Genomic DNA, 15,357 nt, shown 5'->3' on the forward strand with positions numbered 1-15,357 from the left:
ACTGACAAGCGATGTCAGGGGCATGACAAATACCGTTAGGAGCCACAATTGCCCCTGCGACAACAAGGAGAGGTATCAGCCGCGGCGCTTGAGGATGAGATAGAGCGCGCCCTCGCCGCCGTGGCGGATATGCGCACGGCGCACCGCTGCGATACTGCCGGAATGGCGGCTGGCGGCGAGCCAGTCGATCAGCTTGGCGCGGATCGCCCCGCGTCGATCCATCCGATCGGCCGGATCGACCGGTCGCTCGCGCCCGGCAATCACCAGCACGACCCTTGCGCCCATCATCCGCGCCTGATCGAGCCCGGCCATGATCCGCTCGTAGGCGCTATCGAGCGTGTGGCCATGCAGATCGAGTGTGAGATCGGGATCGATCCGCCCAGCCTTCATCCGCCGCTCCCAGTGCGAATCGAGCGCGCCGGGGATGGCGGGCGGCGGCGGAGCCTTGTTCGCAGGCTTGGCCGGTTTGAAGAATTTGGCCGGCGGCGCGGGAACGGCGATCTTGCTCACCCCTCCACCAACCTTCGGCTGATCCGCTTCGGCTTTGCGGGGAGGAACGGGCAGCTTCTTGTCCGGCAGCGGCTTGACGCTCGCGGCAAGGTGCGCCCAGGCCGCCTGCTCGCTCACAGTCAGCCCGCGCGGCGGTCTCATTGCGCGATCGCCCCGAGCCGCGCGGCCGCCTCGCGCGGCAGCAGCACCAGCGCGCGCCCGCGAGCGCTCATCCCGCCCGCGATCACCCGCGCGTCCTCGCCTGCACCCCAAAAGGTATCGAACCGGTTGGCGCCCTTGATCGCCCCGCCGGTGTCCTGCGCGATCCACAAACCGTTGGCCTCGTGCCGGTCAAGTTCGAGCCACACCGGCGCACCCAGCGGCACGAAGGCCGGATCAGCGGCAACCGAGCTTTCGCGCCGCACCGGCACGCCCAGCGCGCCGAGCGGGCCATCGCCTTTCAGCTCGGTGAAGAAGATCCAGCTCTTGTTGAGCCGCATCAGTTGGCGGCCTTGCTCCGGGTTGTCGCGAAGATAGGCCATGATCCCCTGCATCGAGGCGGGATATTGTCCCGGCCCGCTGCCCAGCAGGCCGCGTTCGCGCATCACCCCGCCGATTCCGGTGTATTCGCGCCCGTTCTGCCCGGCATAGCCGATGCGGATCACCTCGCCCTCAGGCGTGATGAGACGCCCCGAACCCTGAATCTGGAGGAAGAAGAACTCGACTGGATCGGCCGCCCAAGCGATCACCTGCGCCTTGCCCTCGAGCGCCCCGTCCTCGATCTCGGCGCGATCGTGATAGGGCACGAAGCGGCCCTCTTGGTCATAGCGCCCGAGCGGCGGGCGGCCGGTGCGCTGGGCTTCAGGCACATCTTCGGGCCAGCCCCGCACCAGATCGGTCGGCATGGCATAGACCGGCACCGCAAATCCCGGGCGCCGGGTGCGGCTGCCCGCAATCTCGGGCTCGAAATAGCCGGTGACGAAAGCCTTGCCGTCACCGACCTGCACGGCGGCGAAATGTTCGAAAAAAAAGGCGCGCGCGCGGGCTCGCGGCCAGCTGCGGGCGGCAGCGCAGGACGGGCGCCAGTCATCGGCGCGGGTAAGGCCGCTCGCATCCTCGCGGGCTAGCAGCTTGGGGCAGGACTCGACAAAGCTTGCCAGCGCGCTCGCGGCGTCGGTCTCATCCAGCGCCAGCGCGGCAAGCGACGGGCCGAGCGCGACGCCCGCCAGCACTGCGTTGGCGAGGACCGGTGCTGGCGGAAGCGGTGTCGCGGGCGCGGCGGGCGAGGGTGCGGCGGACGAGGGCGCGGCGGACGAGGGCGCGGGCAGGCGGCCTTCGGGGACGATCCTCCCGCAGCCCGCCAGCGCCAGCATCAGGGCCAAAGCCAGCACCGCTCGCATCGACGCCTCCTGTTGGGTAAAGCAGGCCTTGGCCTCTTTCCGGTCAGCCCTCGTCGGTCTCGTCGAGCAGCCAGTTCGGATCGCGCGAGGAGATGTTGCGCGAGAAGGTCCAGACGTCGCGGCTCTCAACCGCATCGTCGAGCGATCCGGCAATGACATTGCCAGACTTGTCGCGGGTGACAGCGGCAATATCGGCCACGAACAGCACCGCGATGCGCGCCGTGCGCCCCTCGAGCGAGGCCGATTGGATGCGGGTTTCCTCGATCCGGATCAACGTGTTGTCGAGCGTTTCGCCAGCGGCCTCGCGCGCATCGAGCGCGGCGATGAAGCTGGCATAGACGGCATCGTCGCACAGCTCGCGCAGGGTCTCGCGGTCACCCTTCCAGAAGGCCTCGAGCACCATCCGATAGGCACCGCGTGCACCTTCGAGGAACTGGGCGATGTTGAACCGGCTGTCGGCGGCGGCAATCTCGCGCAGGCCGCGTTCGACCGCTGGCATCACCCCTTCAAGCTCCATCGAACGCGCCGGCGCGACAGGCGCGGCAGGAAGCGGGCGCGGGATACCAGCCGGCTTGTCCTCGGAATCGAAGCGCTGCGGCACCGATTCCTCCTCATGCTCCGCCCGGCGGCCGAGCACCGAATAGAGGCGCAGGCCCAGAAAGGCGGCGACCATGGCGAGGAGAACGATTTCAAGCACTGGACAATTCCGATCGTCGAACGGGCGAACAGCCGCCGCGTGCGGGCGACAATCGCCGGAGAAACCCTACCCTGCCTTAAATAGGCACGCATTACAATTCGCCAACTCCCGATAGATGATGCTATCGGACGCTGCCGTGCTCGGGGACTGGGTATTTACGGACGCACCGCAGCAATGGTTGCGCCGCGCTGTTGCGGGCGGGGCCTGCGCCTGCTAGGCGCGCCTTTCAGCTCCGGGCGTGCTCGTATGATGCGCCCGGCGCAGTTTGTGTTACCCGATGCGAAAGACAACCGATCCATGGCCGACGAAGAAGGCGTGCTCACCAATCTCGACAATAGCGGCCAGGCCCAGCCCAACGGCGCAGACACCCAGCCAGCGATCGGCCTGCTGACCCAATATGTGAAGGACCTTTCGGTCGAGAACCCCAACGCGCCCAACGTGTTTCAGTGGCCCGAACCGCCGCAGATCGACGTGCAGTTCAACATCGGCGCCGAAAGCATCGGCAACGACGTTCACGAAGTGATGCTCAAGATCACCATCACCGCATCCTCGCAGCGCGGGAAGGCCTACCTCGTGGATCTCGCCTATTGTGGCCTCGTGGGGATGCGCAACCTGCCCGAGGAACAGGCCCATGCCTTCCTCTACGCCGAAGCTCCGCGGCTGCTGTTCCCCTTCGCGCGCCGGGTGGTGGCCGATGCCGTGCGCGACGCGGGCTTCCCGCCGCTGATGCTCGATCCGGTCGACTTCAACGGACTTTACCTCCAGCGCCTGCAGGCACGCCGCGCTGAGGAAGCCGCCGGCGGGGAACCTATCGCCCCGGTCACCGGCAAAGCCTGATCAAGGTCGATTTGCGGGCGCGAAACCCGATGAGCCTGATTACCCCATGAGCCTGCTGCGAAATGTCAGCACCATCGGCGGACTGACGCTGGTCAGCCGGCTGTTCGGTTTTGCCCGCGACATCCTGCTCGCCCGCGTGCTTGGCGCGGGCGGAGTGGCAGATGCCTGGCAACTCGCATTCCAGTTGCCCAACCTGTTCCGCCGCCTGTTCGCCGAAGGGGCCTTTGCCTCGGCCTTCGTGCCGCTCTTCAACCGCCACATGACCGAAGGCGAGAGCGAGGCGAAGCGGTTCGCGGGCGAGGTGCTTGCCATTCTGCTGCCGATCCTCGTGGTGTTCGGCGCAGCGATGATGCTGGCGATGCCCTGGGTGCTGTGGGCCTTCGCCAATGAAGACCTGCGCGGCGATGCTGCAACCTACGATCTCGCGGTCATGATGGGCCGGATCGCCTTTCCCTATCTGATGTTCATGAGCTTGGCGACGCTGGTCGCCGCGATCCTCAATTCGCTGTCGCGCTTCGCGGCAGCGGCGGCGGCGCCGATCCTGCTGAACATCTGTCTGCTGACCGCGCTGGTGTGGGGCGCGCTCCAGCCCGGCAGCGACTGGGCCCGCGCTGCGACAGGCGTGGGTCTCGCGATCGCCGTGTCGGTCAGCGGGCTGTTGCAACTGCTGTGGCTTTACTGGTTCATGCGCCGCGCGGGCTTTCGGATCCCGCGCCAGCGCCCGCGGATCACCAGCCGCGTCAAGGCAATGGGCGTGCTGATCGTGCCGGCCGTCTTCGGCGCGGGGGTTTACCAGATCAGCCGTTTCATCGACCTCGCCTTCATCCGCGGCCTGCCGGACGGCAGTCTGACCTACATGGCAATGGCCGATCGCTGGAACCAGCTCCCGCTCGGGATCATCGGCATTGCGCTCGGCACCGCGATCCTGCCAGCACTTTCGCGCTACATCAGCCGCAACGAAGACGGGGAAGCGGTTCGCCTGCAATCCAATGCGATCGAACTGGCGATGCTGCTCACTCTGCCCTGCGCGGTGGCGCTGTCCATTACGGGCTTTGCCTTCGTGAAGGCCTTTATGGAAGGCCAGGCCTTCACCGCCGAAGACGCGCGCACCACCGGCATGGTCACTTCTGCGCTGGTGGTCGGCCTGCCCGCCTATGTGCTGGTCAAGGTGCTGACCCCCAACTTTTTCGCGCGCCGCGACACCATGACCCCGGTCTATACGGCCGGTGCCTCGCTGGTCGTGACTGTTGGCCTCAATTTCGTGCTTGTGCCGCTGCTCGGCGTCGTCGGTCTTGCGCTCGCGGGGGCGATCGGAGCCTGGGTCAACATCACGCTGCTCGGCCTCATCCTCGCCCGGCGTGGCTATTTCCGCCTGCCGGCACGGGTGCTTGGGCGGATCGGCCGGATCGTGCTGGCATCGGCTCTGATGGGAGCAGCACTATGGGCGCTGATGCAGGCTCTGGCGGCGTGGCTCGACGGCACCTTCCTGCTGCGCCTCGCAGCGATCGGCGCGATCCTTGCCACCAGCCTCGTCACCTATGGCACCGCCACCGTGGCTCTGGGGGTGCTCGACAAGGCGACCATCCAGCGCCTAATGCGTCGCCAGAGCTAAGCAAGCAGGACCTCTCATGCGCGTCGTCTCCGGCATCCAGCCCACCGGCAAACCCCATCTGGGCAATTATCTCGGCGCGATCCGCAACTATGTCAAACTCCAGGACGATGCGCACGCGGTGGGTGGCGAGTGCCTGATCTTCATCGCCGATCTTCACGCATTGTCGATGCCGCACGATCCGGCCGAGCTCAGATCCTCCACCCTCGAACTGGTGGCGACGCTGGTCGCCTGCGGATTGGACCCGGACAAGGCGATCCTGTTCAATCAGGCGCAGGTGCCGCAGCATTGCGAGCTGCAATGGCTCCTGAACGGCACCGCCCGCATGGGCTGGCTGAACCGGATGACTCAGTGGAAGGACAAGGCCGGCAAGAACCGCGAAGGCCAATCGGTCGCACTCTTTACCTATCCCGTGCTGCAAGCCGCCGATGTGCTGCTCTATCAGGCGACCCACGTGCCGGTGGGCGAGGATCAGAAGCAGCACCTCGAACTCGCCCGCGACATCGCGCAGAAATTCAACAACGATTTCGGCACCGAGGAGGCACCGGTCTTCACCTTGCCCGAACCGATCATTCCGGCCGAGGCCGCGCGGATCATGAGCCTGCGCGACGGCAGCGCCAAGATGTCCAAGTCGGACCCGTCCGACATGAGCCGCATCAACCTGTCGGACGATGCCGATACCATGGCGCAAAAGGTGAAGAAGGCAAAGACGGATCCCGAGCCGCTGCCCTCGGAAGAGGCCGGTCTCGCTGAGCGCCCGGAGGCCAAGAACCTCGTCGGCATCTATGCCGCACTTTCGGGCGAGCCGATCGAGGCGGTGCTGCGCCAGTTCGGCGGTCGGGGTTTCGGCGCGTTCAAACCGGCGCTGGCCGATCTGCTGGTCGCCAAACTCGGCCCGATTCGGGACCGGTTTGTAGCGCTCAAGGACGATGGCGAAGCGCTCGACGCGATCCTCGCCCGCGGGGCGGCCAAAGCGCGTGAACGCGGTGCGCCGACACTCACCGCCGCCTATCGTGCGCTAGGGCTGGTCCGGCACTGATCAGGCCAGCCGCTGCGACCAAGTGGTGCCCCTGCGCGGTGAATGTTCAATCCCCGTTCAGACCGCGAGGATATATAGTCTTGCGCACAAACACCATTGCCATTGTCGCACTGGTGACAGCACAAAGGTTGTGTCATGCTGATTGCCATGTCTTCGTTGAAGTCTCTCCGTCGCTTCGCGCTGCCGCTGGCGCTTGCCGCAGGCCTCGCCGGCTGCACCTCGCCCTCGTTCAAGGCCGACGTGTCGCGCTTCGCCGTGCCGCTGCCAGCGCCTTCGGGCCAGACCTTCGCGGTGGTGCCGGAAGATCCCAAGCTGGCTGGCGGACTCGAATTCGCCACCTATGCCAATTCGGTCGCCGCCGAGATGGAGCAACTGGGCTATGTCCGCGCCCCCGCGCCGGAACGCGCCGATCTGCTGGTGCGGTTCGATTACCGGGTCGATGGCGGGCGTGAACGGGTGCGCACCGATCTCAGTGGCGCCGGTTTCGCTGCCGGACCATGGGGTCCATGGGGCCCATGGGGCGGTGGTTTTGGCCGCTGGGGCTGGGGCTTCTACGACCCGTGGCTGGCCGGCCCCAATGTCCGCAGCTACACCGTCTATACCAGTGGGATCGATCTGAAGATCGATCGCGCCGCAGACGGCCAGCGCCTGTTTGAAGGCAAGGCCGAGGCGGTCTCGCGCTCGAACCGCCTGCCGCGCCTCGTGCCCAATCTGGTGGATGCCCTGTTCACCGGTTTCCCCGGCAATTCGGGCGAAACCGTGCGCATCACCATCCGCGACGACGAAAAGACCGTGCGCACTGTCGATTGATGGTGTAGGAACCTTTTCAAGAAACCCTTGGACGGGAACGAAGAAAGGCGGCGCAGGGGATCGCGCCGCCTTTTTTGTCTTTTCCCGGCACGCGCTGCGCGGCCTAACCGGCTCTGTGCCTAGCGGTGTGATAGCCCTTGCTGCCCCCACGGTGGCATGCGCGCAATCCACGTCCGCGATCCAGCCCTCGACCCATCAAAGCTTTGCGTGCCCTCCGGTGGAGCCGAACCCGCCCTCGCCCCTATCGGTGGCATCCAGTTCCCCGACCTCGTTCCACGCCGCCTGCACCACAGGGGCCAGCACCAGCTGAGCGATGCGATCGCCGCGCGCGATGGCGAAGGGTTCGCTGCCGAGGTTGATGAGGATCACCTTCAGCTCGCCGCGATAGTCGCTATCGATCGTGCCAGGGGTGTTGGGCACCGAGATGCCATGCTTCAGGGCAAGGCCCGAGCGCGGACGCACTTGGATTTCATAGCCCTGTGGGATCGCCAGCGCGAGGCCGGTCGCCACCGCGTGGCGCGCACCGGGCGCGATGGTTACCTCTTCGGCGCTGACCACGTCCATCCCCGCCGCGCCGCTGGTGGCATAGGCCGGAAGCGGCAGGCCCGCACCGTGCGGCAGGCGCTTCACCTTAACGGGAACGATCACTCGGCCGCGTCCGCCTTGAGGCTCGCGGCGATCCGTTCGACCAGCGCCATCGCCACCGCACTCTTGGGCATTTCCTCGAGCGTTTCGATCCCGTCACCGGCAACGATGGTGACCCGGTTGCTATCGCCCCCCATCACATCGCCACTCACATCATTGGCGACGATCCAGTCACAGCCCTTGCGCTTGCGCTTGGCCTTGGCGTGCTCGATCACGTTCTCGGTTTCAGCGGCAAAGCCGATCACCAGTCCGGGACGCTTGGTTCCACCGGCGATGTTGGAAAGGATGTCGGGATTTTCGGTCAGCACCAGCGCCGGGGGCGCATCGCCGCGCTTCTTGATTTTCTGACCGCGATATTCCTTGGGCCGCCAGTCGGCCACCGCCGCCACCATCACTGCGACATCGGCGGGCAGCGCATGCTTGACCGCTTTGGCCATCTCCTGCGCGCTTTCGACATCGACGCGCTTGACCCCGGCAGGGGTCTTGAGCGCAACCGGCCCCGCCACCAGGGTTACCCTCGCACCGAGCGCGGCGGCGGCAGCGGCAATCGCGAAGCCCTGCTTTCCGCTCGAACGATTGGCGATATAGCGCACCGGGTCGATCGCTTCCCAGGTCGGCCCGGCGGTCACCAGCACGTGCCGGCCCGACAAGGGACGATGATCGGCCGCGACGCCGAAATCGGCGCCTTCGGGCACCTCACCGAGCAAGGTCTCGATCTCGTCGGGCACGACGGGAGCAAGCACTTCGGGCGCGCTCTTGCGGGGATCGACCTCGTGATTGATCGCGCCGGCATCGACCGGCGGAGCGGCGCCCGCCTGACCCTTTTTCGCCAGCAGCGGACCGCTGAAATCGGGGGCGAATTCTGGCGCTGGCTCCTCGGGCAGAGGTTCGCCCTCCGGCGGTTCGGGCAGATCGAGATATTCGGCCTCGATCTCGGCATGGGTGCGTCTGGCGGTCGAGCGCGGGATGATCCGCGCGAGCAGACCGCCCAGCCCGCTCGTCACAGTGCTTTTGTCGTCCTCGTCTTCGGGTTCGATCGCCTCCACTTCAATCGCGGCGCGATCGTGGGCGGCGATCCGGGCGGGCTGCGCCTCGGGCACGGCCATGCCGAAATGCGCGGCGATGACGCGCCAGATCGCCTCGGGCTCGGGCAGCCGGCCATAGCCGAATTCGCCGCAGGCCATCGGGCCTTCGTCGGGATGAAGCACGGTGACCCCGGCCGCGGCGAGCAGCGCGACATTGCGTTGCGTCGCTTCGTGCTCCCACATCCGCACGTTCATCGCGGGAACGGCAATCACCGGCTTGTCGGTGGCGAGGATCAGCGTGGTTGCCAGATCATCGGCGATCCCCGCTGCCATCTTCGCCAGCAGATCGGCCGTGGCCGGGCAGACCACAACCAGATCGGCCTCGCGGCTCAATTGGATGTGGCCCATCTCGGCCTCGTTCTTGAGGTCGAACAGATTGGTGTAGACTTGGTTCTCGGACAGCGCGGCAAGCGCCATCGGGGTGACGAACTGCTGGCCGCCCTTGGTGACGACGCAGGTGACATCGCCGCCGCCCTTGCGGATCAGGCGCACCAGTTCGCAGGCCTTGTAGGCTGCGATGCCGCCGCCCACGACCAGCAGGATGCGCGGGGCCTTGCCCGTCATCGCCCTTTCCCGCTCTGCACGCCGATCAATGCCATCGGTTCCCAATAACTCCGTCGAAGCGCTGCCAGCCCACCCTTCTAGCCGCGCCCTGCCGCTGCGCCAAGCAGCGCACCGGCAGTCGTGCGGCGCACACTGGCCGTGCCGTGGTTAAGATTGCGCTTACGAGGGCGCAACCGCTTTCGCCGATTTTGTACGGATTCGGCGACGCGGCTTGCCCGCAAGTGAGGCGATTCCACCGCCTTCTTCTGACTGCCGGGCGGAATGCGGACGTTCGGCCGCCGCGACTAACCGATCCAGCCCGCCGCCAGCGCGGCCCAGGCCGCACCCGCGCCGACTAGCCCGGCGAGGACATAGCCGAACCACCCGCGTCCTTCGTGGCTGCCGGTGATCAACGGGATCTCCGGCAGCGGTGGGGGCTCGGGCGCGCCGCCCTTGGGCGGAAACATCTCTTCCACCCGGCGGATCAGGCCGGGCAGACGCAGCAGGGTTTTGGTATCCTGCTTGATCCGGTCGGCGAGCGCGGCTTCCGGCCCCAGCTCGTCACGCAGCCAGCTGCGCACATAGGGCGCGGCAGTGTCCCACATGTTGATATCGGGATTGAGCTGGGTGGCGATGCCCTCGACCATCACCATGGTCTTTTGCAGCAGCAGCAGGTGCGGCTGGGTCTGCATGTCGAAATCGCGGGTGATCGCGAACAGCCCGTCGAGCATCTGGCCGACGGAAAGCTCCTTGACCGGTTTGCCGCGCATCGGCTCGCCCACGGCGCGCAGTGCGGTGGCGAATTCGCCGACCGAGTGATAGGAGGGCACATATCGTGCCTCGAAGTGAATTTCGGCGACACGCTGGTAATTGCCGGTCGTCAGCCCGTAGAGGATCTCCGCCAGCCATTGTCGTGCACGCCGGTCGATCCGCCCCATGATCCCGAAATCGATTGCGACAATCGTGCCGTCGTCCTCCACGAACAGGTTGCCCTGGTGCATGTCGGCATGGAAGAAGCCCGCGCTGATCGCCTGGGTGAGAAAACTGATCACGAGCCGTTCCGAAATCGCTTTCAGGTCATGATCGCGCGCGCGCAACTCCTCGACCCGGCTGATCTTGATCCCGTCGATCCACTCGATGGTCATCACCCGGCCATTGGTGCGATCCCAGTCGACCGCAGGAATGCGATAGCCGGGGACGCCGGCCATCTGTTCAGCCAGTTCGCTGGCCGAAGCGGCCTCGCGCCTGAGATCGAGCTCGGAATTGGTCCAGCGCTTGAAATTGGCGATGGTGAGCCGCGGGCGCAGGCGCGCCGCCTCGCCGCCCATCGCCTCGATATGCGCCGCAGCCCATTCATAGGTCTGGATGTCGCGTGCGAATTTCTCGCGGATGCCCGGTCGGAGCACCTTGATCGCCACCTTGCGGCCATCGGTGGTAATGCCCTTGTGCACCTGCGCGATCGAGGCCGCGCCAACCGGATCGGGATCGATATCGGCAAACAGCGCCGCGATCGGCTGGCCGAAGCTCGATTCGATCACCTGACGGATCTCGGGAAAGGGCACCGGCGGCAGGCTGTCCTGCAACGACAGGAGATTGTTCGCCGCCTCTTCGCCGACGAGGTCGGGACGGGTGGCGAGCGACTGGCCGAGCTTGATCGCCGCCGGGCCAATGGCACGAAAGGCGCCCGCATAGTCGCGCGTGCCGCTCTTGCCCGTCAGCGTCGCCAACCGTGCAAGGCGCACCAGCTGGCGCAGCGCCGTAGGCGCATTGGGATCATTCTCGATCCCCACCAACGCGCGCCGGCGCGCCAGCGTCACGCCCCAGCGGGCGAGGCGGAACAGATGCGTGGCGGGAGAAGGCACCGGGCTAGATCTTCCACCCCGAATGGATCGCAACGAGACCGCCCATGATCGGTTCGACCCTGGTGTTTGCAAAGCCTGCCGCGCGGATCATCTGCTCGAAAGCCGACATCGGCGGGAACTTGCGGATCGATTCGACCAGGTAGCGATAGGAATCGGCATCGCCCGCGATCACCTGCCCCATGCGCGGCAGGAGGTGCTCGGAATAGAGGTCATAGGCCTGTTTCAGCCCCGCCCATTCGACGGTCGAGAATTCGAGGCAGAAGAACCGCCCGCCGGGCCGCAGCACCCGCAGCGCCTCGGCCAGCGCGCGGTCAATACGCGTCACGTTGCGGATGCCGAAGGCGATGGTGTAGGCATCGAAGCTGTTGCTGGCGAAGCTGACCTGCTCGGCATTCTGGCAGGTGAAGACGAGACTGCCGTCCTCCTCGTCGAAACCCCGTGCCAGCGCGCGCTCGGCACCGACATCGAGCATGTCCTGATTGATGTCGGCCACCGTGACATGCGCCCCGCGGGCCGCCATACGAAAGGCAATGTCGCCAGTGCCGCCCGCCATGTCGAGGATCTGCTCGCCCGGCTGCGGCTTCACGCGCTTGACGAAACGATCCTTCCACAGCCGGTGCATCCCGCCCGACATGGCGTCGTTCATGATGTCATACTTGCGCGCGACGCTGGAAAAGACCTCGCCAACCATGCGGGTCTTTTCCTGCGGGGTAACCTGCTGGTAGCCGAAGGAGACGGTTTCGTCGGTGATCTCGCTCATGCGGCGATCCCTAGAGGCAATTGCCGTCAAGGCAAAGGGTGTTAGGGGCGTCATTTGTTGCGTTTGCCGGGCCGCCCGCTCCCCCGCCCTTCCACCCGGAGCCTACCGGAATATCATCCGGGTGGAAGGGCGGGGGAGCGGGCGGCCCGACCCAGTGAGCGAAAGCGAACACAAAGAGCCATGCCTGAATTACCCGAAGTCGAAACCACCGTCCGCGGCCTTGCCGCCTTCCTCGAAGGCGAGCGGATCACGCGCGTAACATTGAACCGGCCTGACCTGCGCCGCCCCTTCCCCGCCGATCTGGTGCAGGTGATGACCGGCGCGAGGGTCAGCGCCTTGTCGCGCCGCGCCAAATATGGCCTGATGCACCTCGATCGCGGCGCGACGATGATCTTCCATCTCGGTATGAGCGGGCGCTGGCGGATCGATCCGGTAGTGCCCGACACCCACGATCACCTGCTGCTGGAGACCGCCCGCCACCGCTTCGCCCTGTGCGATCCGCGCCGCTTCGGCTCGGTCGATCTGGTGGGTACGGACGCGCTCGATTCCTGGCCGCGGTTCGCCGCCCTTGGCCCGGAGCCACTCGGACCAGGGCTGAGCGTGGCGCATCTCAAGACGGCGCTCAAGGGCAAGACCCAGTCGATCAAGCTGTGCCTGCTCGATCAGCGGATCGTGGCCGGCCTCGGCAATATCTATGTCTGCGAGGCACTGTGGCGCGCCGGGATCCGCCCGACCAAGCCTGCCGGCAAGGTGACCGGGTCACAGTTGGCCCGGCTGGTGCCAGCGATCGTCGCTGTGCTGGAAGCCTCGATCCGCGACGGCGGCTCGACACTACGCGACTTTGCGCGTCCTGACGGGGAACTGGGCTATTTCGCCAGTTCTTTCGACGCCTATGGTCGGGAGGGAAAGGCCTGCCGCAGGGATGACGGCGGAGTCATCCGGAAAATCGCCCAAGGCGGCAGAAGCTCGTGGTTCTGCCCGGTCTGCCAAAGCTGAATGCGTGCCCGCCTCGACTGCCGCCTCATGAGCCCAGCTCGTCGGCTGCGCTTGGGACGCCTGCGGGCGGCTGAGCAGGTGAACTTGACACTGCGCGCCTGCGGCCCCGCGCCCGCCCCCTACACGAGGCTTGGCCGCCGTGCGGGAGAATCGTTGACCTTGCGGGCGTGTCCGATTATGTGCGCCGCTTTCCGGCGGTCGGACCATGCGTCCGCTCGCCCATTTCGAGCACACCCACGGATTTTCCTCAAGCCGCAGATCCCGGCCTGAACCAAACGCGAGACAGACACGAATTATGGCCAATACGCCGCAAGCCAAGAAGCGCATCCGTCGCAACGCCGCCCGTGCCAAAATCAATGGGGCGCGCCTGAGCCGCATCCGCAGCTTCATCAAGAAGGTCGAATCGGCGTGTGAAGCCGGCGACAAGGAAGCCGCGGCGGCCGCGCTCAAGGCGGCCCAGCCGGAAATGGCCCGCGGCGTGGCCCGCGGTGTGCTGCACAAGAACACCGTGGCCCGCAAGCTCTCGCGCCTGACCCGCCGAGTCGCCACGCTCTGATTCGTTTTTCATCCGATCCGTGACACCGCTGAGCGGGCGGTGACGGGTTGTCGAAGGCGGAAAATCCCGAAGAGGTCGCGCTGGTGCAGCGCGGCCTCTTTCATTTGCGACAAGTGCGACCCGTGCAAGCACGACAAATGTCAGGATTCCCCGCGATTCGCGTGATCCGGCAACTACTTTTCCCATAAAAACAGACACATCAACGCAAGTCTGCGGGATGCGGGCGAGTCAACAGGATTATTTCATTTTTTTTAAATCTGAGTGCTTGCGCAAAAGGCCGCAGCGTTCTTTATTCGCTTCTCACCCGGGGCGGGACAGCCCGGGTTCTTACAAACCGGCCGATGGGGGGCGCTTCGGGAATCCGATTTCCGGAGACGGGGTGGTCTTTGCCTGTCGCAAAAACAAGTAAGCGCCTGTGGACAGCTAGGCCGCAGGGACCGAGCATATTGGGGATGAGCTTGTGCAAAGGATCGACAAGTCGCGAAACCCGCGCCGACCTGCGGATGACGATTTGATGGAAGATGCCGAAGCCGTGAATCTGGCCGCTGACTGGTCGGACATCAGCCAGGGCCTGCGCAAGGATCTGGGCCATCAGCTGCACAGCCAGTGGATCAAGCCGATCCAGGTCGGCAGTCTGAACCGCGATACGGGGACGCTCGATCTCTATCTCCCGACCGAATTTTCGGCCAACTGGGTGCGCGACCGGTTCCATGATCGGCTGCAGCTGGCGTGGAAGATCGCCCGGAGCGAAGTGCGTCAGGTCAATATCATGGTGCACCCGGGCCGCCGCCACCTGCCCGACCTGCGCCTCGATGATGGCCGCCGCCCTGCCAATGATGGCGCGAGCGCGATCGCGGTTGCTGCGGGCACCATGTCGGACGCGAACTTCACCTCCTCAGTGGGTCTCGATCCCTCGCTGACCTTCGCCGCCTTCGTCACCGGCGAGGCCAACATCCTTGCCTGCAACGCGGCGCAGCGCATGGCCGCGCTCGAACAGCCGCAGTTCTCGCCGCTCTACCTCAAGGCTGCAACCGGCCAGGGCAAGACCCACCTGCTGCACGCAATTGGCCACGGCTATCTCCAGGTTCACCCGCGCGCACGGATCTTCTACTGCTCGGCCGAGCGTTTCATGGTCGAATTCGTGCAGGCGCTCAAGGCGAGCCAGACGATCGAGTTCAAGGCCCGTCTGCGCAGCTTCGATCTGCTGCTGGTGGACGACATCCAGTTCATCATCGGCAAGGCGAGCGCGCAGGAGGAACTGCTCTACACGATCGACGCGCTCCTCGCGGAGGGCAAGCGGCTGGTGTTCGCCGCCGACCGCGCCCCGCAGGCGCTCGACGGGGTCGAACCGCGCCTGCTCTCGCGCCTGTCAATGGGCCTTGTCGCCGACATCCAGCCCGCCGATATCGAGCTGCGCAAAAAGATCCTCGTCTCCAAGCTCTCGCGCTTCGCGCCACTCGCGGTGCCCGAGGACGTGATTGATTTCCTCGCCCGCACCATCACCCGCAACGTGCGCGAACTGGTCGGCGGCCTCAACAAGCTGATCGCCTATGCCCAGCTGACGGGACAGGAAGTCTCGCTCCAGTTGGCCGAGGAACAGCTCACCGACATTCTCTCGGCTAACCGCCGCCGGATCACCATCGACGAGATCCAGCGCACCGTGTGCCAGTTCTATCGCATCGACCGCGCAGAAATGAGCAGCAAGCGCCGTGCGCGGGCTGTCGTGCGGCCGCGGCAGGTGGCGATGTATCTCTCCAAGGTTCTCACCCCGCGCTCCTATCCCGAAATCGGGCGTAAGTTCGGTGGGCGGGATCATTCGACCGTAATCCACGCGGTGCGGCTGATCGAGGACCTGCGCCAGCGCGATGCCGACATGGACGGCGATGTGCGCAGTCTGCTGCGCCAGCTCGAAAGCTGATCCGGACGGAGGATGTTCCCACCAGGTATCCGCAAGCATGTCACCGCCATTCCGACAGGCTGATCCACAAGCCTGTCGACAGGCGTTGCCCAGGCTGTAAACAGCTTCTCC

At 65.7% G+C, this 15,357-nt stretch carries 14 protein-coding genes; 7 read left to right on the forward strand and 7 right to left on the reverse strand.

Annotated elements, in window-relative coordinates:
* Positions 1-75 precede the first annotated feature (75 nt).
* From BZF61_RS04660 to BZF61_RS04670, 3 genes are read right to left on the reverse strand one after another with little or no spacing between them, the layout of a single operon-like run.
* The gene (locus BZF61_RS04660) at positions 76-651 is read right to left on the reverse strand and encodes a Smr/MutS family protein (RefSeq protein ID WP_086617477.1); all 576 of its coding nucleotides are present in this window, start codon (positions 649-651) and stop codon (positions 76-78) included.
* Entirely contained in the window at positions 648-1,889 is a 1,242-nt protein-coding gene (mltA, locus tag BZF61_RS04665) for a murein transglycosylase A (protein WP_086617478.1), read from the reverse strand. Before mltA ends, BZF61_RS04660 begins: the two co-directional genes overlap by 4 nt.
* Before the next feature lie 43 nt (positions 1,890-1,932).
* Positions 1,933-2,562, reverse strand: a complete 630-nt coding sequence (locus BZF61_RS04670) for a Tim44/TimA family putative adaptor protein (protein WP_086617680.1) — start codon at positions 2,560-2,562, stop codon at positions 1,933-1,935.
* A 321-nt stretch (positions 2,563-2,883) separates the two neighbouring features.
* Here BZF61_RS04670 and secB point away from each other — a divergent pair, with 321 nt between their 5' ends.
* The 4 genes from secB to BZF61_RS04690 all read left to right on the forward strand — a co-directional run bounded on the left by secB (position 2,884) and on the right by BZF61_RS04690 (position 6,881).
* Positions 2,884-3,423, forward strand: a complete 540-nt coding sequence (gene secB / locus BZF61_RS04675) for a protein-export chaperone SecB (protein ID WP_086617681.1) — start codon at positions 2,884-2,886, stop codon at positions 3,421-3,423.
* Positions 3,424-3,469: 46 nt separating this feature from the next.
* On the forward strand, positions 3,470-5,035 hold the full coding sequence (gene murJ / locus BZF61_RS04680; RefSeq protein ID WP_086617479.1) for a murein biosynthesis integral membrane protein MurJ: 1,566 nt from the start codon (positions 3,470-3,472) through the stop codon (positions 5,033-5,035).
* Positions 5,036-5,051: 16 nt separating this feature from the next.
* Positions 5,052-6,071, forward strand: a complete 1,020-nt coding sequence (gene trpS / locus BZF61_RS04685) for a tryptophan--tRNA ligase (RefSeq protein WP_086617480.1) — start codon at positions 5,052-5,054, stop codon at positions 6,069-6,071.
* A 147-nt stretch (positions 6,072-6,218) separates the two neighbouring features.
* Complete coding sequence (locus tag BZF61_RS04690; RefSeq protein ID WP_245804507.1) at positions 6,219-6,881, forward strand: DUF4136 domain-containing protein; 663 nt, start codon at positions 6,219-6,221, stop codon at positions 6,879-6,881.
* A gap of 195 nt (positions 6,882-7,076) precedes the next feature.
* On the opposite strand, the gene dut is transcribed toward BZF61_RS04690, so the two are convergent.
* The 4 genes from dut to BZF61_RS04710 all read right to left on the reverse strand — a co-directional run bounded on the left by dut (position 7,077) and on the right by BZF61_RS04710 (position 11,776).
* Complete coding sequence (gene dut / locus BZF61_RS04695) at positions 7,077-7,529, reverse strand: dUTP diphosphatase (RefSeq protein ID WP_086617482.1); 453 nt, start codon at positions 7,527-7,529, stop codon at positions 7,077-7,079.
* Positions 7,526-9,175, reverse strand: a complete 1,650-nt coding sequence (locus BZF61_RS04700; protein ID WP_086617483.1) for a bifunctional phosphopantothenoylcysteine decarboxylase/phosphopantothenate synthase — start codon at positions 9,173-9,175, stop codon at positions 7,526-7,528. Before BZF61_RS04700 ends, dut begins: the two co-directional genes overlap by 4 nt.
* Before the next feature lie 284 nt (positions 9,176-9,459).
* A complete protein-coding gene (gene ubiB, locus BZF61_RS04705; protein ID WP_086617484.1) occupies positions 9,460-11,016 on the reverse strand; it encodes a 2-polyprenylphenol 6-hydroxylase in 1,557 nt (518 codons plus the stop codon).
* A gap of 4 nt (positions 11,017-11,020) precedes the next feature.
* Positions 11,021-11,776 (reverse strand): class I SAM-dependent methyltransferase, encoded by a 756-nt coding sequence (locus BZF61_RS04710; protein WP_086617485.1) that lies wholly within the window; start codon positions 11,774-11,776, stop codon positions 11,021-11,023.
* 180 nt (positions 11,777-11,956) lie between these two features.
* On the opposite strand from BZF61_RS04710, the gene mutM reads away from it, so the two are divergent.
* From mutM to dnaA, 3 genes are all read left to right on the forward strand, one after another.
* Complete coding sequence (gene mutM / locus BZF61_RS04715) at positions 11,957-12,772, forward strand: bifunctional DNA-formamidopyrimidine glycosylase/DNA-(apurinic or apyrimidinic site) lyase (protein ID WP_086617486.1); 816 nt, start codon at positions 11,957-11,959, stop codon at positions 12,770-12,772.
* Positions 12,773-13,067: 295 nt separating this feature from the next.
* On the forward strand, positions 13,068-13,328 hold the full coding sequence (gene rpsT / locus BZF61_RS04720; protein ID WP_086617487.1) for a 30S ribosomal protein S20: 261 nt from the start codon (positions 13,068-13,070) through the stop codon (positions 13,326-13,328).
* Positions 13,329-13,842: 514 nt separating this feature from the next.
* On the forward strand, positions 13,843-15,246 hold the full coding sequence (gene dnaA, locus BZF61_RS04725; RefSeq protein WP_086617488.1) for a chromosomal replication initiator protein DnaA: 1,404 nt from the start codon (positions 13,843-13,845) through the stop codon (positions 15,244-15,246).
* The last annotated feature ends 111 nt before the right edge of the window (positions 15,247-15,357 follow it).

The sequence above is a fragment of the Erythrobacter tepidarius genome, assembly GCF_002155695.1.
Lineage (GTDB): Bacteria > Pseudomonadota > Alphaproteobacteria > Sphingomonadales > Sphingomonadaceae > Erythrobacter > Erythrobacter tepidarius.

Coding starts and splice junctions, on each gene's coding strand:
- rpsT (WP_086617487.1), top strand. CDS start 13,068: ATGGCCAATACGCCGCAAGCCAAGAAGCGCATCCGTCGCAACGCCGCC.
- secB (WP_086617681.1), top strand. CDS start 2,884: ATGGCCGACGAAGAAGGCGTGCTCACCAATCTCGACAATAGCGGCCAG.
- dnaA (WP_086617488.1), top strand. CDS start 13,843: ATGGAAGATGCCGAAGCCGTGAATCTGGCCGCTGACTGGTCGGACATC.
- BZF61_RS04690 (WP_245804507.1), top strand. CDS start 6,219: ATGTCTTCGTTGAAGTCTCTCCGTCGCTTCGCGCTGCCGCTGGCGCTT.
- mutM (WP_086617486.1), top strand. CDS start 11,957: ATGCCTGAATTACCCGAAGTCGAAACCACCGTCCGCGGCCTTGCCGCC.
- BZF61_RS04670 (WP_086617680.1), bottom strand. CDS start 2,562: ATGGTCGCCGCCTTTCTGGGCCTGCGCCTCTATTCGGTGCTCGGCCGC.
- murJ (WP_086617479.1), top strand. CDS start 3,470: ATGAGCCTGCTGCGAAATGTCAGCACCATCGGCGGACTGACGCTGGTC.
- BZF61_RS04660 (WP_086617477.1), bottom strand. CDS start 651: ATGAGACCGCCGCGCGGGCTGACTGTGAGCGAGCAGGCGGCCTGGGCG.
- trpS (WP_086617480.1), top strand. CDS start 5,052: ATGCGCGTCGTCTCCGGCATCCAGCCCACCGGCAAACCCCATCTGGGC.
- mltA (WP_086617478.1), bottom strand. CDS start 1,889: ATGCGAGCGGTGCTGGCTTTGGCCCTGATGCTGGCGCTGGCGGGCTGC.
- BZF61_RS04710 (WP_086617485.1), bottom strand. CDS start 11,776: ATGAGCGAGATCACCGACGAAACCGTCTCCTTCGGCTACCAGCAGGTT.
- BZF61_RS04700 (WP_086617483.1), bottom strand. CDS start 9,175: ATGACGGGCAAGGCCCCGCGCATCCTGCTGGTCGTGGGCGGCGGCATC.